Genomic DNA, 17,132 nt, shown 5'->3' with positions numbered 1-17,132 from the left:
ACATGAGCTCGGAGGCTGACTCGGCGCGGCCCGGTCGTCTCCTAGTTTCGTGAGGAAAGGTGGAGCCCCTCGCTCCACACCACGATCCGAAGCGAGACAACCATGTACGGCAAGGCATTCGCTCCCGAGTACCAGGGGTCGCTCGGCGAGCTCTCGGTGAACACCTCGCTGGAGGAGGTGCTGGCCAAGGCGGTCGACGAGCGGGACCGGGCCGAACGGAGCGGTAGCGCAAGGGAGTTGGCCCACGCGGACCTCGCCGTCGCCGAGGCGAGCCGGCGCCTGGGCCGCGTCGACCAGGCCGAACGGGCCTGGAAGGACAGCTACCGCGCGGCCCGGCGCGCCGAGGACCGGGGCGCCATGGCCTGGGCGGTGTGGAGCGGCGGCACCCTGGCGCGCCAGCGCGGCCGGCTCGCCCTGGCCCGCCGGTGGCTGGCCACCGCCGCCGAACTCGCCGAACAGGGCGGGGACATCGTCGCCCGCGGCTACTCGCTGGCCGGACTGGCCGAAACGGGACGCATCCAGGGCGACTACGAGGCCGTCGGGCGACTGCACGAGCAACTGCTCGCCGAGGCGCGGCGGCGCGGGGAGGCCCGGCACACGGTGTGGGCGCTCGAAGGCATCGCGCAGATGCACCGCAACACCGGCTCCTTCGACGCCGCCCTCGATCTCTTCGAGGAGGCCGCGCACATAGCCGCGGACGCCGGCGACGAGCGCGGACGCGCCTGGGCGCTGCGGGGCATGGCCGACGTGCGCTCCGCCCAGGGCGACCCGGAGGGCGCCCTCGTGCTGCTGACCGAGGCCGAGGCCCTGTGCCGGAAGGTCCAGCTCGTCGGCGCGCTCGCGTACAACCGCAAGATGCGCGGCAACGTGCTGTACCGCGCCGGACGTCATGCCGACGCCGAGGAGGTCTACCGCGAGGCGCTCGACGCCTTCCTCGCCATGCGGGAGCCCCGCGGTGAGGCCCTGGCGCGGCTCGGGCTCGTCAAGTCCCTTGCGCGGCAGGGCCGTTCGCGGACCGAGACGGCCGCCGACCTGGACGAGCTGGAGGGAGCGCTCGCCGCCATCGGCATCCAGCACGCCGGCGAGATGGTCGCCAAGGCCCGTGCCGAACTGGGCGTCACGGCCGCCGACGCCGTACCCGGGCGCTGAGCGCAACGCCCGCGACGCCCCGCACCGCGCCCACGACAGAAACGGAACCCATGGCCTCCCACGCCGCTCCGCACGCGCCCCTCCGACACCCGCACACCGGCGAGGCGTCAGCTCCGCCCGGGGCGCCGTCCGCGTCCCGCGGGGCGACCGCGACGCTCGCCCGCTGCCGGGCCCTGGTCGAGCCCGCGCTGCGCGAGGCGGTGCGCGCCCTGCATCCGCAGCCGGGGCTCGTCGCCGCGCACGCCTTCGGCTGGTGCGCGGCGGACGGAACGCCCGGCGATGGCGACGGCGGCAAGGGAGTGCGACCGGCGCTGGCCCTGCTCGGAGCAGAGGCGGTGGGTGCCGAACCGGAGGCGGCGGTGCCCGCGGCCGTCGCGATCGAGCTGATCCACACGTTCTCGCTGATCCACGACGACATCATGGACGGCGACGAGCGCAGGCGGCACCGCGACAGCGCGTGGAAGGCCTTCGGCACCGGCCCCGCGATCCTGGCGGGCGACGCCCTGTTCGCCCTCGCCGTACGCACCCTGGCCGAGCGGGGCGGCCCGGCGGCAGGCGCGGCGGTGCGCGAACTCTCCGTCATGCTGGGCGAGTTGGTGCACGGCCAGGCCGACGACGTCCAGTTCGAGAGCCGACCCTGGTCCGGCCCCGGCGCGGTGGGCCTCGCCGAGTACCGGGCGATGGCCCTGCGCAAGACGGGCGCCCTGCTGGGCTGTGCCACCGCCCTCGGCTCCGTCCTCGCGGGGGCTCCGCCCCGGCTCACCGCCGCCCTCGACCAGGCCGGACGCCAGTGGGGGCTCGCGTTCCAGGCCGTTGACGACGTGCTCGGGATCTGGGGCGACCCGGACGTCACCGGAAAGCCCGTGCACGGCGATCTGCGGCGTGGAAAGAAGACGCTCCCGGTCCTCGGCGCGACCGCCGCGGCGCCCACCATCGGGCCGCGCATCGAGCGGCTGCTGAGCGGTGACGGGCCGCTGGACGAGGCGTGCGTACGGCATGCCGCGGACCTCGTCGAGGAGGCGGGCGGCCGGGCCTACGCGCTGCGGGAGGCGCGGACCCGGGTGTCGGCCGCGCGCGACCAGCTGCGGGCGCTGCCCCTGACAGGCCCCCGCGTGGACGAGCTGGTCGCGCTCTCGGAGCTGTTCCTGGACCGCCGGGTCTGAGCGACCCGGCGGTCGGCCCGACTACGCGCCCGGCGCAGCGCCGACCAGTGGCCGTTCCGTGAGCAGCAGGTCCGCGTGGTGGCGGGCCGCGACGAGCGGATGGGCGCGCAGCTTGCCCTTCAGCTCGTTGCGGCCGTACTCGGCGAACAGCGGATTGGCCGGATCGGCGGTGGCGCCGGGTGCCTCGGTCGCGAAGGGGAATTCCAGCGGCTGGATGTGGGCGTCGAGGCGCGGGTTGTAGAAGAACGGCACCGAGAAGCGCTCGGTGGCTCCGGGCGGGCTCACCACGCGGTGGTTGGTGGCCAGGAGGTAGCCGTTCGTCGCGACTTCGAGGAGCTCGCCCAGGTTGACGACGAAGGCGCCGGGCAGCGGCGGCACGTCGTGGAAGAGGCCGTCCTCGCGCTGCACCTGGAGTCCGCCGACGGTGTCCTGGTGCAGCAGGGTCAGGAACCCGTAGTCCTTGTGGGCGCCGACGCCCTGCGCGGTGCCGTCGCCCGCGCTGCCGGGGTAGCGGACCAGCTTCAGGTGCAGATGGGCCCGGTCGCCGAACGCGTCGTCGTAGAAGCCGGCGGGTGCCCCGATCGAGGCGAGCAGTTCGTGCAGCAGCTTTTCGGCGACCGCGCTGAGTCTGTCGATCCAGGTGAGGGCCGCGGTCCGCAGTGCGGGCAGGGCCGCGGGCCACTGGTTGGGACCTTCGAGCCACCAGTAGGCGGGCTCGCCCGGGCCGGGCGTGCGGGCGGGGCGCTCGGCGCCGATGTCGAGCTGGTCGCGCCAGTCGCGGGAACCGCCGGTGCGCTCGTCCCCGATGCGCGTATAGCCGCGGAAGTGGGGCGAGTTGACGTTGTCCAGCGCCAGCCGGTCGGCCTCCGGCAGGCGGAAGAAGGCACGCATGGTGTCGTTGAGCGCGGCTGTCTCGGCCTCGGTCACGCCGTGCCCGACGAGCTGGAAGAAGCCCACGCCGTGGGCCGCGGCGTGCAGTTGGGCGTGCAGCCGCCTACGCGCCCGGGGGCCGCGGTCGGCGGCGGAGAGATCGATGATGGGGAGCTGCTGCGACGTGGTCACGAGGGACATGGATGCCATCCGCTGGTGTGTCCCGGTCGGCGCGGGTGGGCGCGGTCACGGTGCCGCCGGGGTGAGGCGGGCGCCGCTGGGGCCGGGGAGGGTGAAGGGGGGCCTGGGGTCAGCGGTAGGTGCGACAGGCCATGCTCGTGACGCGGACGAAGTCCACGTGGCGGCGTCGAACGAGCGGAGGCATGCGGCAAGGCTACTCCCGCCCGGCCCCTTCGGGATGTGAGGGCGCTCACACCCCGCGCGATACGGCCCCGCGCGGGGCAGGACACCTGCGCGTCCGCGCGGAGGCGATCTTCACGTACGCGGGACGGGCCGTGTGCCGGCGGTCAGGATGAGGACGTGAACCTTCCCGAAGCCCCACACATCGCGACCGCGCGGCTCGATCTCGTGCCCCTGCGCGTCTCCCACGCCGAGGACATGGCCGCCGTGCTGGGCGACCCCGCCCTGCACACGTTCATCGGCGGCGCCCCGCACGGCCCGCGGGCGCTCCGGGAACGCTACGAACGTCTGGTCGCGGGCTCGCCCGACCCCGCGGTCCGGTGGCTGAACTGGGTGCTGCGGCTACGGGAAGGCGGCGGGCTCGTCGGGACCGTCCAAGCGACGGTGGCATCGGCCGGGCAGGGGGCGGTGGCCGAGGTCGCCTGGGTGGTGGGCGTCCCCTGGCAGGGCCGGGGTCTGGCGGGCGAGGCGGCCGCGGGGCTCGTGGAGTGGCTGGCCCGGAGCGGCGTCCGGGAGGTGGCGGCGTTCGTCCATCCCGAGCACCACGCCTCGGCCGCCGTGGCCGTGGCGGCAGGTCTTTCGGTCACCGGGGAGTGGCGCGAGGGGGAGCGCCGATGGCTGCGGCGCATGGACGCGCGGCCCGACGGCGTCCGCGTCAACTCCGGATCGCAGTCCGGGAGTTGAGGAGCGGGCGCCACCGAGCCGCATACGAGGTGGTGGGGTGGTGCCGGGTTCCGGCGGCGGAGGCGGCCTCGATGCCGCCGCCGTGGCGCCGCCGGAATCCGGCCGCGAGGTCAGGTCGACCTTCGGGACCTGGACATGAGCATTCCGCCGGCGATGAGCGAGAACAGGCACACACAGGCGCCGGTGATGACGTTGCTGAGGATGGCCCCGGTGCCGGCGCTGCGTGCGACGACCCACGGGGAGACGATCAGCCAGGCTCCGAGGAGCAGGACCACGAAGTTCAGGTCCTGGGACCTCTCCGGGACCATGGACATGCACAGGCCCAGAACCGCGAGGGCTATGCCGACGACCAGGTTGCTGAGGGCCAGGGTCGGCTTGGCGGCCGAGAAGTGGACCGTCCAGCCGGAGATCGCTGCGTAGATGCCGGCGAGGATCACGAGTTCCTCGACCGCTGCCACACCTCGGGTTTCCATCACCCTGGCGTAGCGGTCCCGCATCTCCGACACATCGGGGTGCCCGGAGATATCACCGGGGCGGTGTGAGACGTCGGCCATACGACTCGCCTCCTTCTGAAGATCTGCACGTCTGGCCGCGCTGCGACACGATGTCACGTCCCTATTGTGCGCTTATGAAGCCTTTATGTGTAGATGTAGCCCTTGCCTGATTCCTTTTCTTCGGGATGATCGCTCTCGGTGCCGGCCCGGCAGCGGAACGCGACGAAGACCGCCGGGGCCGGGAGTTTCAGCCGGGAGGCCCCGGGGCCACGCCCCGCGGTCATCTGCCCGTCATCCGGCAGGAGTAGGACCGGGGCCATGTCACAAACGACGAGTGCACCGGTTGCGTCCCCGGCCGGCTTCTCCGATGTCAAAGGCTGGTTCTGGCCGGCCGACCAGCTCCTCTTCGACTGGTTCCTGACCCGCCAGAACGCCGCCGGGGGACCGGCGGGCGATCTGCTCGAACTCGGTGCCTATCTGGGCAAGAGCGCGATCTTCATCGGCGGATACCTGCGGCCCGGCGAGGAATTCACGGTCTGCGACCTCTTCGACTCCCCGGCCCCCGACGACCCCAACAGCGCCGAGATGGGCAGGTCGTACGCGACCTTGACGCGACGGGCCTTCGAGGCCAACTACCTGGCCTTCCATGAGCGGTTGCCCACCGTCGTGCAGGCGCCGACGTCCGTCATCGCCGGGCGGGTCGAGCCATCCAGCTGCCGCTTCATCCACGTCGACGCCTCGCACCTGTACGAGCACGTGCACGGCGACATCGAGGCCGCCCGCCAACTGGCCGCCCCCGACGCGATCGTGGCCTTCGACGACTTCCGCGCCGAGCACTGCCCCGGAGTCGCCGCGGCGGTCTGGGGCGCGGTCGCCACGATGGGGCTGAAGCTCATCTGCATCACCGGCACCAAGGCGTACGGCACTTGGGGCGACCCCGACCCGGTGCGGACCGAACTCCTCGCATGGCTGACGTCGCGCTCCGACCTGTGGCACGGGGTGGAGGAGGTGGCCGGCGCCCCGCTGATCCGGATCGACGGCAAGAAGGCGACGGCTCCTGCGCCGCCCCGCCCGCTGCACTGCGCGCCCGACCCCGACCCCGGTTCCGACCCCGCGCCGGAGCCGACGCACCCCGCCGCTGCGGCGCCGGGCCCCGCCTCCCGCGGTCTGCTCACCCGGGCCCTCGGTGGCCGGCGCCGCCGCTGAGTCGTGGAGGTGAAGCCGCGCCGGGTGTGGCGGTCGGCCGGATCAGTGGTCGACCACCACACCCACGCCCTGCTCCTGGCCGAAGAGGTCCGTCCACGAGCCGAAGAACAGGAAGGAGTTGTTCGTCGCGAGCCCGACGGCGGCGAAGATCAGTACCTGGGTGGCGACCAGCAGTCCGAGGCGGCCCAGGACCGTCTTCCAGTGCCGGCGGGACAGGCGCGGCCACAGCACGATGGTGACGGTGAACATCACCACCGCGCAGAGCACAGTCAGCGCCAGCACCTTGTTACTCGTGAGACCCATGGGTCGATAGAACTCTCTGCCGGATGGTGCCCCGAGCCGCGCCCGGGTGGCACCGCTCAGGGGTGCTCAGGAGAGTAGACAGGGATCCGCGCCGATCCGTTCCACCCGGCGGCCGGATGCTCAGCGCGCGAGCTGTCGTACGAACCGCAGTCCCGGCAGCCCGCTCAGCACCGTGTCTCCCGTGGCCCTGAATCCGGTGCGGGCCAAAACGGCCCGGGAAGCGGCGTTGTCCAGCGTGGTCCTGGCCGTCAGCTCGGTGAGGCCGTAGCGCGTGACGGCCAGGGTGCAGAGGTCGAGGACCGACGCGGTGGCGAGGCCGCGCCCCGCGGCCCGCTCGGCGATCCGGTAGCCGAGTTCGGCCGAACCGCCTTCGGCGTCAACGAGGTTGACCCGTCCGAGCAGCCCGCCGTCGTCGTCCACCACCACGTGGAAGAAGCAGACACCCGCCTCCTGCTCCGCCAGCAGGGCCTGGTGACGGGCGTCGAAACGCGTGAAGTAGTCGTCCCCGCGGTCGGGTACGGAGGCCGCGAAGTACGCGCGGTTGGCCCGCTCGAACTCCAGGAGCGCCGGGCCGTGATCGAGGCGGAGGAGCTGCAGCTGAGGCATCCCGCCAGCCTACGGGCCGCGCGCGGAGGCCGCGCGTGAGGGCGGCGGCCGTCGAGGGGGCGGTGGCCCGCGGGTCGTGCCTTGCCGCGTCCGTCCCCGGCTGCTCTGATGGGTGCCCGTGACGGCAGTGAGTACGACCAGGACGGTCGAAGCGGTGTTCCGGATCGAATCCGCGCGGATCATCGCCGGTGTCACCCGCATCGTGCGGGACGTCGGCATCGCGGAGGAACTCGCGCAGGACGCCCTGGTCGCCGCGCTGGAGCAGTGGCCCGCGCAGGGCGTTCCCGACAAGCCCGGCGCCTGGCTCATGACCACGGCCAAGCGCCGCGCGATCGACCTGGTGCGCCGCAAGGAGACCTACGCGCGGAAGCTGGCCGAGGTCGGCCGCGCACTTGAGGACGTGCCCCCGCCCGACCCCGCGGACTTCGACGACCCCGACGGCATCGACGACGACCTGCTGCGCCTCATCTTCACCGCCTGCCATCCCGTGCTGTCCACGCAGGCGAGGACCGCGCTCACCCTGCGCCTGCTCGGCGGTCTCACGACCCAGGAGATCGCCCGCGCCTTCCTGGTCCCCGAGGCCACCGTGGCGCAGCGCATCGTCCGCGCGAAACGGGCCCTCGCCAAGGCCGCCGTGCCCTTCGAAGTGCCCTACGGAGCCGACCGCGAGGCCCGCCTGTCCTCCGTGCTCGACGTCATCTACCTCATCTTCAACGAGGGGTACTCCGCGACCGCCGGGGACGACCTGGTGCGGCCCGCGCTGTGCGAGGACGCGCTGCGGCTGGCCCGGGTGCTCGGCGCGCTGATGCCCAAGGAGGCCGAAGTGCACGGTCTGACCGCGCTCCTGGAGTTCCAGGCCTCCCGGATCCCGGCGCGCACGGGGGCCGACGGACGCCCGGTCCTGCTCGCCGACCAGAACCGGGCCAAGTGGAACCGGCTGCTCATCCACCGCGGCATCGAAGCGTTGCAACGCGCGGGCGGCGGGCCGTACGCGGTCCAGGCCGCCATCGCCGCCTGCCACGCACACGCCCTGCGCTACGAGGACACCGACTGGGCTTCGATCGCGCTCCTCTACGCCCGTCTGATGGCGATGACCCCGTCCCCGGTGATCGAGCTGAACCGTGCGGTGGCGGTCGCCATGGCCGAGGGCCCCGCGGCCGGGCTGCCCCTGGTCGACGCCCTGCGGCACGAGTCGGCCCTGAAGGACTACCACTTGCTGCCGAGCGTCCGGGGGGACCTCCTGGAGCGACTGGGGCGCCCGGCCGAGGCCAGGGCCGAATTCGAGCGGGCGGCCTCCCTGACCCGCAACACCCAGGAGAGGGAACTCCTCCTCGACCGGGCGGCCCGCCTTGCGGGTGAGGGCTGAGGCATCCGCGCCGCGCAGCACAGCTGGAACGTCAACTGCCTTTCTCGCAGGGCCATTTGGACTCCCGGGGCAGCGGGCCCGTCCGGCGGGACGCCGCGCACACCTGCACCGACCGCGCACGGACGGTGGCGACTGCCCGACGGCGAGCCGCGCATCCCCCTCCTGTTCACCCTGCTCGCCCAGCGCTGAACACCTCCGCCGAACACCCGGCGAAGCCGCACCGCCGCGCACCGGCTATGGCTTGATTGCTCAACCTCCTTTCCGCATGCCTGATTTGAAGGCGTTACCGCGGGGGACACTGCCAACGAGCGCACAGCCGTGTACGGCCGCCCGGAGACCGCATCGCAATGCCCGGCCGCAAGCCGGGGCGCAGAACGTCCGGTCCAGTTCAGCAAGTCGTCATGCGACACCACCTCCGCGTTCCGCACGTCTTTCTCCCGTCGTGCGCTTCACGTGCTTGAGTGGGGCGTGTCGACGATCGTAATTTCGGGGCGCCTTGGCCGGGCGGCGTGTCGATGGTCCGGTCATCCTGCCGTGTTGTATTCCTTGTGGCCGCAATCGGCGGATTCGTGTCGCGTAGTTCTTCGGGCCGCCAGGCGGGGAGTCGGATAACCGCTCCCGGCAGGGTCGCATAGCTTTCGAGAGAGGGAGTCGAAATGTGGGGCGTGGGTCGACGGAGCTTCATGACCGTGGCGGGATCGCTGGTGACGATGGCGGCGACGGGCACACCGGCCCTGGCCAGCGGCCACGCCCGTGACGCCGAGACCGCCACCGAGTACGTGGACGTACAACTGCTCAGCATCACCGACCTGCACGGCTATCTGCAGGCCCCGCCCGCAAGTGACGCGGTCATTACCGGCGCGGGCGGTGAGAGGTTCACCGTCGGCGGAGTGCCGTACCTGGCCACGCATCTGAACAACCTGCGCGCCGGCCGCACGAACACGCTGTTCTTCTCGCAGGGCGACCTGTTCTCCGGCTGGGCCTTCCCGGCCGAATCACTGGCGGACGAGCCCACCATCGAGGCACTCAACCGCATGGGGCTCGACTTCTCGACGGCCGGAAATCACGAGTTCGACCGCACTCCAGGGTTTTTGATCAATCACATGGAGCGCGGCAGATCGTACGCGGGAGAAGGCTGGACGAACAGCTTCCCCGACTCGGGCGGACGGATCTTCCACGGCGCGGACTTCCGTTACTATTCGGCCAACATGCTCTGGGGTAATTCGGGGAAAACCGTGCTCCCCCCGGTGAATGTGGAATGGGTCCGCGGTCGGGGCGGACGGCGCCTGCCCATCGGGTTCATTCACCTGACGGTCACCGGAACCGACACCGGCTCCACCAGTTTCCAGACGGCTCTGCGCATGACGGCCGAACTGGAGACCGCCAACCGGTGCGCGGCCCAGCTCAAGGCGCAGGGTGTCAACGCGATCGTGCTCAGCATGCACGACGGGGCCGTGGCCGGAAGCGACTTCAACAGCGGGAGCACTCCCTCCGGACCCGCCTACGACCTGGCCCTCGCCGTGTCCTCCGACATCGACGCGATCGTCACCGGCCACTGGCACTGCGCCTTCAACATGATGGTGCCCGACCCCTCCGGAAAGCCCAGGCCGTTCGTCGAGGCGGGGTGCCACGGGCAGCTCATCAACGAGATCAACCTGCGTCTCGACCCGGTCACCGGTGAGGTCGTACGGGAGCTCACCACGTCGACCAACCACCCCAACACCCATGACGTGCCGCCCGACCCGGAGCTGAAGGAGACCACCGACTACTGGACCGGGTACGCCGACAACCGCGGCGCCACCCGCATCGCCCGCCAGACGGCCTCGTTCACGCGGGCGCTGAACAAATTCGGCGAGAGCACCATGGGCAACCTCGCCGCCGACTGGGCACTGTGGGCCGGGAGCCAGCCCCTCGATCCGTTCGACACGGGCAACATCAACCCCAACGAACCGGCGCAGCTCGCCCTGATCGCGCTCGCCCCCCGCCAGGGCTCCTGCGTGATCGGCGGCGACCTCACGCTCGACGCGAGCGTGCAGGGGGCGGTGTCCTTCCGCAAGGCGTTCACCCTGGTCGGTTACGGCAACCCGATCGTCACGGCCACCGTCACGGGGCAGTGCATCCACGACACGCTCGAACAGCAGTGGAAGATGAACGGCACGCTGCTCACCTACGCGCCCTTCGCGGTCTCGCACAACGTGCGCTACACCTTCGACGCGACGGGCGCCGCCGGGGACCGGGTCAGCCCGGCCGACGTCCTCATCGACGGCACCCCCCTCGATGTGAAGGCCTCCTACCGGATCGCCGTCCCCGCCTACACCCTGATCGGCGCCGACGACTATCCGGCCCTGGCCAAGCACACCCAACCGGTGCGCCACACAAGGGACTTCGAGAGCTTCATCGCCTACCTGCAGAGCCAGGCCGTGCTGACCCCGGCACCGCTCGGCCGGGTCACCGCGCGCAACGCGGCCGGCCTGCGCGCCGAGACCGGCGAGCTGCTCCCGGTGCCCCCGACGGCCAGTGCGGACACCCCCCGGGTGGCGTCGGCCGGCACCGACGGCGGCCAGGGCCGCTGCTGACCCGCCGTCCCCCTTCCTCGTGCCCGGGCGTACGAGGAAGGGGTGGTGCGCAGGCCGGGGAACGCGGAACGGAGCGCGCCGCGTAGGGTCGATCGCGGTGGCGCGGCACGGTGCCCGCCGCCGTGATCGTCCGCTGCCCGGAGGCCGACCCTGAGTACCGTCACCGCCGAGATCGTGTCGGCCGTCCTCCTGGCCGGCGTGCTCGCCTTCGCCGTCGTGCGTCCCCGCAACTGGCCGGAGGCGGTCGCGGCCGTCCCGGCGGCGGGGCTCGTGGTCGCGCTCGGCGCGGTCTCACCCGCCGAGGCCTGGCAGCAGACCCGCGACCTGCTGCCCGTCGTGGGATTCCTGGCCGCCGTCCTCGTCCTGGCCCAACTCTGCGACGACGACGGCCTGTTCGCCGCGGCGGGGGACGCCGTGGCCCGGATCTGCGGGTCCGGCGCGCAGCGGCTGCTCGGTGGCGTGTTCGTGGTGGCGGCCGTGATCACCGCCGTCCTGAGCCTCGACGCCACCGTCGTGCTGCTGACGCCCGTGGTGTTCGCGACGGCGGCCCGCGCCGGGGTCCGGGCCCGCCCGCACGTGTACGCCACCGCGCACCTGGCGAACTCGGCGTCCCTCCTGCTGCCCGTCTCCAACCTCACCAATCTGCTGGCCCTCGCCGCGAGCGGGCTCACCTTCACCCGGTTCGCCGCGCTGATGGCCCTGCCGTGGCTCGCGGCCATCGCCGTGGAGTACGCCGCCTTCCGCGTCTTCTTCCGCAGCGACCTGGCGGCCCCTCCGGCCGGGGGGCGTACGCACGAGAGCACCGAGGTGCCCGTCTTCACGCTCGTGGTCCTCGGCCTGACGCTCGCCGGCTTCGTCGTGACCTCGTTCGCCGGGCTCAGCCCGGCATGGGCCGCCCTCGCGGGCGCGGTCGTGCTCGCGGCGCGCGGCCTGTCCCGGCGGCGCACCACGCCGCGCGCCCTGGTCGCCTCCGCCGGGGTGCCGTTCTGCCTGTTCGTGCTCGCCCTCGGCGTCGTCGTCAAGGCCGTCGTCGACAACGGGCTCGGCCCGGCGATCGGACGGCTGCTGCCCGACGGGGATTCGCTGCCGGCGCTGCTCGCCGTCGTCGCCGTCGCCGCGGTCCTCTCCAACCTCATCAACAACCTGCCCGCCGTGCTGGCACTGCTCCCGGTGGCCGCACCGGGGGGCGCGGGACCGGTCCTGGCCGTTCTCATCGGCGTCAACCTCGGCCCCAACCTCACCTATGTCGGCTCCCTGGCCACCCTGCTGTGGCGGCGGATCCTGCACGAGCACGACGACGCGCCCGAACTCGGCCACTTCACCCGGCTCGGACTGCTCACCGTTCCCGCCACACTGGTCGCGGCGACGGCCGCGCTGTGGGCGGCCCTGCACACGATCGGAGGCTGACCGCATTCCATGAGCGTCATCGTCTGGATCACCGAAGGCACCTGGCCCGCCTGCGTGGACGCGGCACGCGAACACGCCGACGAGCGCGAACTCGTGCTGCTGCACGTCACCGACGACGCGGTTCCCGAGGCCGCGCACGGCGCGTTCGCCGGGCTCCTCGGACGCGGCCACCGCGAGCGCGACCCGGGCACCCGGCTCGAAGACCTCTCCCGCACCGCAGCCGAGGACCTCCTCGCGGAGGCCGAACGCCGCCTCGACCGCCCGGCCCGCCGCCTCGCGCTGCACGGCCGTGCAGAACACCAGGTCGTCCGCGCGGCGCAGGGCGCCGACCTGCTGATCTGCGCCCGGGACGGCGACCGGGCCCATCTCGGGCCCCGCAGCCTGGGCCCGGCCACCCGGTTCGTGGTCGACCACGCGCCCTGCCCGGTCCTGCTCGTCTGGCCGGACACCGCCCCCGGCCTCGGCTCGCTGCCGCCCCCGCCCCACCACCCCGGTCCCTGATCGCCCCCCATCCGTGTGTCCCGCAAGCAGGAGAGGCATGTCCGAGAGAGCACAGCAGCCGGAGCGCGGTCCGGCACCGATTGACCCCGATGTCGATCTGGCCGTACCGGCTCAGCGCCGCGAGGTGGCCCAGGGGCTCGGCCCGCTGGTCGCGGTGGTGGCGCTCGGCGGCGCGCTCGGCGCCTGTGCCCGCTACGGTGCCTCGCTCCTGTGGGCCACGCCCTCCGGGGCCTTCCCCTGGACGACCCTGCTCGTCAACGCCGTCGGTTGCGCGGTGATCGGCGTGTTCATGGTGGTGATCACCGAGGTGCGGACCGCGCACCGGCTGGTGCGGCCCTTCTTCGGCACCGGGGTGCTCGGCGGCTTCACCACGTTCTCGACGTACGCCGTCGACATCCAGAAGCTCCTGGCCGCGCACCGGCCCGGCACCGCGTTCGCCTATCTCGCCCTGACCTTGTTCGCGGCACTGGCGGCGGTGAGTGGCACGGTGTGGCTGACCCGCCGCCTGTTGGTGCGGGGAGCCACGGCGGCGGACGCGGCCGGAAGGGAGCGGGCCCGGTGAACTGGCTGTTCGTGGTGGTGGGGGCGGCGATCGGCGCGCCCCTGCGCTTCCTCACCGACCTGACCGTGCAGAAGCGGCACGGGGGCGCCTTCCCGTGGGGCACCCTCACCGTGAACGTGGCCGGATGTCTCGTCCTCGGCGCTTTGACGGGTGCCGTCACGGAGGGAGCCGCCTCCTCCCAGATGCAGCTGTTCGTGGGCACCGGTCTGTGCGGGGCACTCACGACGTATTCGACCTTCTCGTACGAGACGCTGAGGCTCGCCGAGCAGGGTGCGACCCGGGCAGCGGCGGCGAACGTGCTGGTCAGCCTGGTGGCCGGGTTGGGCGCGGTCTTCCTGGGCGTGGGGCTCGCCGAGGCGCTCTGGGGCTGAGGCCCCTGGGCGGGGAGGGGCCGGGCGCCCCGGGCGAGGCCCGGGCCGGGAGCCCGGGCCCGCGTGCCGCGCAACCGATCCGGATACTCTGGCGTCTACATGCTTGTAGTCGTTCATGTTCGGCCGCCCCGCCCTTCACGCCGAGGACCACCGCACGCCCTGCCCCGTTCGCCCCACCCACCGGAGTACCGCACCCCATGACCAGCCCCACCCCGACGATCCAGGCCCTGGACGGCGCGTCCATCGACGGCGGCCTGTACGGCGACATCACGGACTTCGCCCGGCACACCCCCTGGCTGAACGGGCCCGTGTCCGCCTACACCAGTTACGGTGTCGCCCTGTTCGCCGTGTTCATGCTGGCCGGCTGGTGGCTGGCCCGCCGCAAGGACGCCTCGGTGATGGCCGCGGCCCTGGCCACGCCGGTCGCGGTGGTGCTCGCCTACGTGGTCAACGACGCGGTCAAGTCCGTGTTCACGGAACCGCGGCCCTGCCGCGCCCTGCCGCACGACTTCCTGATCGAGAAGTGCCCGCCGCTGGACGACTACGCGTTCCCCAGCAATCACAGCACCGTGGTGGCGGCAGCCGCCGTGGCCCTGTTCCTGGTGGACCGGCGTCTCGGGGCGGTCGCCGCGGTCGCCGCGCTCCTGATGGGCGCGTCGCGGGTGTACGTCGGGGCGCACTACCCGCACGACGTCCTGGTCGCCTTCGCGACCGGCGCCGTGGTGGCGCTCGCCGTGACCTGGTCCGCGCGGCGCTACGCGGCTCCACTCGTCGAGCGGCTGCGCGGCGGCGCACTGAAGCCGGTCCTCACCTGACACCAGGTCAGGGAATTCCGGGGCCGTCTCAAGTGCCCCCCGGGCGGCGATTCCGCGCCCGGGCGGGCGTGGGCCGGTAGGCGGGCGGGGCCGCAGCGCCTAGGCTCGGCCGTGTGCTGCGAATCGTCGAGGAACTCGCCGGCCCGGGCCCGCTGCGCGTCTGCGCACACGCCCCCGCCGACGGTGACGCAGGGACCGGACTGCGCGTACTGCTGATCGCCGACGTGCTGGCCCGCGTGGTCGAACTGCGCGGCCGGGCCGTGCTGATCGGCTGGAGCGGGCCTCGGTGCGAGGCTGCCGCCGAGGCGGGCATCCGGCCGCCCGACGCCGAAGGCGACCCCGAGCGCATCGCCGAGGAACTCGGCGGCCCCCCGGGTGTCCGGCTCGGCGCCGACACGTACGAGGACGCGGGTGTCGCCGCCCTCCGCATCGGCGCCGCCACGCTGCCCCCGCTCGCCGGCGCCGACCTCCTGGCCGTACGCCTGTTGCTGCTCAGCCGGCCCTACGAGGAGCCGGTCTCGATCACGACCGGGCAACTCGACGAGGCGAGCCGCGCCCTGGCCCGCTGGCGCCGCGCCGTGGCGAACTGGGCCGCCCAGCCCTCGAAACCGATCCCCGCCGCCCTGAAGACCACGGCCCGTACCGCATTGGACGAGCGCCTCGACACCGCCGCGGTCCTGCGGCTCCTGCACGATCTGGCGACCGACGACGAGGTGCCGCCGGGAGCCAAGTTCGAGACCATGGCCCACCTCGACCGGATCCTCGGGCTCGAACTCGTCCGCGAGGTGGGCACGGTGTGAGTCGGCGACGAGCCGCCCCTTCAACTCCTCTTCATCGCAGGGGAGTTGCAGGGGCGGCGCCGTCCGGAAGGGATCAGCCCGCGAACCCTCCATCGCTCAACGCCTTGTCGATGCGGGCCCGGTGCGCCTCTTCCCACGCGTCCAGGGTCTCGGTGGCCTCCTTGGCGAGCTTGGCCCGCGCGTCGCGCAGGGTCTGCTGAGCCCGCGCGTGCGGGGTGACCACGATGCCCTCCTCGTCGGCCACCACCACATCGCCCCGGTGCACGAGCACCCCGCCGCAGCGCACCGGTTCGCCCAGCGGGGTGACGGCCTTCTTGGTGCCGGGGATGGGGAGGACGCCCCGGGCGAACACGGGGAAGCCCGCCTCGCGGACCTCGGCGAGGTCACGGATCACTCCGTCGAGCACGAACGCCGCGATGCCCCGGCGCTGGGCCACGGCGCACACGTTGCCTCCGGCGAGCGCGTAGTCCAGGTCGCCCGATTGCACGACGACGACCGTCCCGGGCTCGGCCCGGTGGATGGCCGCGTGCAGCATGAGATTGTCACCGGGCGGACAGCGAACGGTGAATGCGGGCCCGGCCACCCGGGGAATCGGGGACCACAAAGGGCGAATGCCGATATCCATGACCTGGTCGCGGCCGAGGAGATCGGCGAGCGTGGTCGGAGGAATGTCCTTGAATTCCGCGTGGTCGTTCATGCTCTTTCTCCTGTTGCGTGTGGCTGATGGGTCGACAAGCGCGTCAGCCACGTTCTGACGGGGATGGTGGAACGGAATTGACGGGGTCCCAGATGCTGGGGCGGTAGAGGCTCGGGCCGTGTCCAGTGCGAACTCGGAAACGTTCTCAGGCGGATTGATCCGCCGCCAGGAGGCGGTCCCGCGACAGGGGATCGGTGGCGGCCGGGGCCGTGCAGGCGTGGGCGCCCGCGAGCGCGCCGAGCCGTCCGCAGTCAAGGGCGTCCCGGCCGTCGAGCCGGCCGTACAGGAAGCCGCTGACATAGGCGTCGCCCGCGCCGTTGGTGTCCACGACGGGAGCGGGCGGCGCGACGGCCGGAACGTGCTGGGGGTGGGCGCCGCCGTCGCGGGTCAGCACGTAGGAGCCCGCGGCCCCGGCGGTGGCCACGACCGTGTCGGCGCGTCCTTCGCGGAGGATCTCCCGCATCAGCGCGGGCGTTCGGTCCCCCGCGCCCGCCGAGCTGAGGAAGACGAGGTCGGCCCGGAGCGCGAACTCCCGGTGGTGGTCGGCCAGTCCGTCCCAGTCGTGCAGATCGGTGGAGACGGAAACGCCGAGTTCCTCGATGTCGTCGAAGAGGAAGCGGGAGAAATTCATGATGGACAGATGGACATGGCGGGTCCGGCGCAGCCAAGGGAGGTAGAAGTCGGGCGGCATCCGCAGGTCCGCCGGGTCGCGGGCGTCGTAGAAGGACATCCGGCGGCCGTCCGCCGCCACCAGGTTCACCGCGCGGCGGGTGCCGGCCGCTGAGATCAGCGGTGCGAAGTCGACGTCTGCGGCCGCCAGCATCTCGCGCACCCTCGCACCGGTCGCGTCCTCGCCGATGCAGTCGAGCAGGCCGACCGCGAGGCCGAGCGCCCGCGTCCCGAGGGCGACGTTCGCGCCCGTGTGGCCGGGCCACTCCTCGATCGGGCCGACCTGCACGGAGTCGGCCAGGGGTACGGGCAGGGATTCGACCCGGACGACGGTGTCCACCCCCGTTCCCCCCACCACCAGGACGTCGTACCGCGCACCGTCTCGGATCACTGTTCCACCTCTCTGCCGCCGTCCCCCCGTGCGGGGCGGTCCGTGAGCATGATCGCGGACGGGTTCCGGGGGCGTACGGCCG

At 72.6% G+C, this 17,132-nt stretch carries 17 protein-coding genes and 1 pseudogene; 12 read left to right on the top strand and 6 right to left on the bottom strand.

Annotated elements, in window-relative coordinates:
• Positions 1-102 precede the first annotated feature (102 nt).
• On the top strand, positions 103-1,149 hold the full coding sequence (locus tag ACGF3I_RS01775; protein ID WP_393128510.1) for a tetratricopeptide repeat protein: 1,047 nt from the start codon (positions 103-105) through the stop codon (positions 1,147-1,149).
• Positions 1,150-1,199: 50 nt separating this feature from the next.
• Entirely contained in the window at positions 1,200-2,312 is a 1,113-nt protein-coding gene (locus ACGF3I_RS01770; RefSeq protein WP_393128509.1) for a polyprenyl synthetase family protein, read from the top strand.
• Between the two features lie 21 nt (positions 2,313-2,333).
• Here the strand turns inward: ACGF3I_RS01770 and ACGF3I_RS01765 are convergent, their stop codons facing one another.
• On the bottom strand, positions 2,334-3,383 hold the full coding sequence (locus tag ACGF3I_RS01765; RefSeq protein WP_393128508.1) for an isopenicillin N synthase family dioxygenase: 1,050 nt from the start codon (positions 3,381-3,383) through the stop codon (positions 2,334-2,336).
• 339 nt (positions 3,384-3,722) lie between these two features.
• On the opposite strand from ACGF3I_RS01765, the gene ACGF3I_RS01760 reads away from it, so the two are divergent.
• Positions 3,723-4,286, top strand: coding sequence for a GNAT family N-acetyltransferase (locus ACGF3I_RS01760; RefSeq protein WP_393128507.1), 564 nt, complete (start codon positions 3,723-3,725; stop codon positions 4,284-4,286).
• Positions 4,287-4,396: 110 nt separating this feature from the next.
• On the opposite strand, the gene ACGF3I_RS01755 is transcribed toward ACGF3I_RS01760, so the two are convergent.
• Positions 4,397-4,840 (bottom strand): SPW repeat protein, encoded by a 444-nt coding sequence (locus ACGF3I_RS01755; RefSeq protein WP_393128506.1) that lies wholly within the window; start codon positions 4,838-4,840, stop codon positions 4,397-4,399.
• A gap of 258 nt (positions 4,841-5,098) precedes the next feature.
• Here ACGF3I_RS01755 and ACGF3I_RS01750 point away from each other — a divergent pair, with 258 nt between their 5' ends.
• Positions 5,099-5,986: a class I SAM-dependent methyltransferase gene (locus ACGF3I_RS01750; protein ID WP_393128505.1), complete on the top strand. Its 888-nt coding sequence runs from the start codon at positions 5,099-5,101 to the stop codon at positions 5,984-5,986.
• Between the two features lie 45 nt (positions 5,987-6,031).
• Here the strand turns inward: ACGF3I_RS01750 and ACGF3I_RS01745 are convergent.
• Positions 6,032-6,289: pseudogene (locus ACGF3I_RS01745) on the bottom strand (esterase); the annotation flags it as partial.
• Between the two features lie 120 nt (positions 6,290-6,409).
• Complete coding sequence (locus tag ACGF3I_RS01740) at positions 6,410-6,895, bottom strand: GNAT family N-acetyltransferase (protein WP_393128504.1); 486 nt, start codon at positions 6,893-6,895, stop codon at positions 6,410-6,412.
• A 127-nt stretch (positions 6,896-7,022) separates the two neighbouring features.
• Between ACGF3I_RS01740 and ACGF3I_RS01735 the strand changes: the two genes are divergently transcribed.
• The 8 genes from ACGF3I_RS01735 to ACGF3I_RS01700 all read left to right on the top strand — a co-directional run bounded on the left by ACGF3I_RS01735 (position 7,023) and on the right by ACGF3I_RS01700 (position 15,293).
• Entirely contained in the window at positions 7,023-8,261 is a 1,239-nt protein-coding gene (locus ACGF3I_RS01735; RefSeq protein ID WP_393128503.1) for an RNA polymerase sigma factor, read from the top strand.
• 683 nt (positions 8,262-8,944) lie between these two features.
• Positions 8,945-10,837, top strand: coding sequence for a bifunctional metallophosphatase/5'-nucleotidase (locus tag ACGF3I_RS01730; RefSeq protein ID WP_393128502.1), 1,893 nt, complete (start codon positions 8,945-8,947; stop codon positions 10,835-10,837).
• 171 nt (positions 10,838-11,008) lie between these two features.
• Positions 11,009-12,244, top strand: a complete 1,236-nt coding sequence (locus tag ACGF3I_RS01725; protein WP_393129093.1) for an SLC13 family permease — start codon at positions 11,009-11,011, stop codon at positions 12,242-12,244.
• Positions 12,245-12,253: 9 nt separating this feature from the next.
• Positions 12,254-12,745: a universal stress protein gene (locus ACGF3I_RS01720; protein WP_393128501.1), complete on the top strand. Its 492-nt coding sequence runs from the start codon at positions 12,254-12,256 to the stop codon at positions 12,743-12,745.
• Between the two features lie 37 nt (positions 12,746-12,782).
• Positions 12,783-13,307: a CrcB family protein gene (locus ACGF3I_RS01715; RefSeq protein WP_393128500.1), complete on the top strand. Its 525-nt coding sequence runs from the start codon at positions 12,783-12,785 to the stop codon at positions 13,305-13,307.
• Positions 13,304-13,678, top strand: coding sequence for a fluoride efflux transporter CrcB (gene crcB / locus ACGF3I_RS01710; protein WP_393128499.1), 375 nt, complete (start codon positions 13,304-13,306; stop codon positions 13,676-13,678). The genes ACGF3I_RS01715 and crcB overlap by 4 nt, the downstream gene beginning before the upstream one ends.
• 197 nt (positions 13,679-13,875) lie before the next feature.
• Positions 13,876-14,493 (top strand): phosphatase PAP2 family protein, encoded by a 618-nt coding sequence (locus ACGF3I_RS01705; RefSeq protein ID WP_393128498.1) that lies wholly within the window; start codon positions 13,876-13,878, stop codon positions 14,491-14,493.
• Positions 14,494-14,606: 113 nt separating this feature from the next.
• Positions 14,607-15,293, top strand: coding sequence for a hypothetical protein (locus ACGF3I_RS01700; RefSeq protein ID WP_393128497.1), 687 nt, complete (start codon positions 14,607-14,609; stop codon positions 15,291-15,293).
• Between the two features lie 73 nt (positions 15,294-15,366).
• Here ACGF3I_RS01700 and ACGF3I_RS01695 read toward each other — a convergent pair whose 3' ends face one another.
• A complete protein-coding gene (locus ACGF3I_RS01695) occupies positions 15,367-15,990 on the bottom strand; it encodes an RraA family protein (RefSeq protein WP_393128496.1) in 624 nt (207 codons plus the stop codon).
• Positions 15,991-16,135: 145 nt separating this feature from the next.
• The gene (locus ACGF3I_RS01690; RefSeq protein ID WP_393128495.1) at positions 16,136-17,050 is read right to left on the bottom strand and encodes a carbohydrate kinase family protein; all 915 of its coding nucleotides are present in this window, start codon (positions 17,048-17,050) and stop codon (positions 16,136-16,138) included.
• Between the last annotated feature and the right edge of the window lie 82 nt (positions 17,051-17,132).

Origin of the sequence: Streptomyces sp. NPDC048111 (assembly GCF_043202815.1) — a bacterium.
Taxonomy (GTDB): domain Bacteria; phylum Actinomycetota; class Actinomycetes; order Streptomycetales; family Streptomycetaceae; genus Streptomyces.
Note: the sequence above shows the minus strand (reverse complement) of the source record. Positions and strands in the feature narration are given on the sequence as shown.

Bases quoted from the DNA above. Each gene is read 5' to 3' on its own strand.
- ACGF3I_RS01715 (WP_393128500.1), top strand. From the start codon at position 12,783: ATGTCCGAGAGAGCACAGCAGCCGGAGCGCGGTCCGGCACCGATTGAC.
- ACGF3I_RS01765 (WP_393128508.1), bottom strand. From the start codon at position 3,383: ATGTCCCTCGTGACCACGTCGCAGCAGCTCCCCATCATCGATCTCTCC.
- ACGF3I_RS01730 (WP_393128502.1), top strand. From the start codon at position 8,945: ATGACCGTGGCGGGATCGCTGGTGACGATGGCGGCGACGGGCACACCG.
- ACGF3I_RS01740 (WP_393128504.1), bottom strand. From the start codon at position 6,895: ATGCCTCAGCTGCAGCTCCTCCGCCTCGATCACGGCCCGGCGCTCCTG.
- ACGF3I_RS01775 (WP_393128510.1), top strand. From the start codon at position 103: ATGTACGGCAAGGCATTCGCTCCCGAGTACCAGGGGTCGCTCGGCGAG.
- ACGF3I_RS01705 (WP_393128498.1), top strand. From the start codon at position 13,876: ATGACCAGCCCCACCCCGACGATCCAGGCCCTGGACGGCGCGTCCATC.
- ACGF3I_RS01695 (WP_393128496.1), bottom strand. From the start codon at position 15,990: ATGAACGACCACGCGGAATTCAAGGACATTCCTCCGACCACGCTCGCC.
- ACGF3I_RS01755 (WP_393128506.1), bottom strand. From the start codon at position 4,840: ATGGCCGACGTCTCACACCGCCCCGGTGATATCTCCGGGCACCCCGAT.
- ACGF3I_RS01770 (WP_393128509.1), top strand. From the start codon at position 1,200: ATGGCCTCCCACGCCGCTCCGCACGCGCCCCTCCGACACCCGCACACC.
- ACGF3I_RS01720 (WP_393128501.1), top strand. From the start codon at position 12,254: ATGAGCGTCATCGTCTGGATCACCGAAGGCACCTGGCCCGCCTGCGTG.
- ACGF3I_RS01750 (WP_393128505.1), top strand. From the start codon at position 5,099: ATGTCACAAACGACGAGTGCACCGGTTGCGTCCCCGGCCGGCTTCTCC.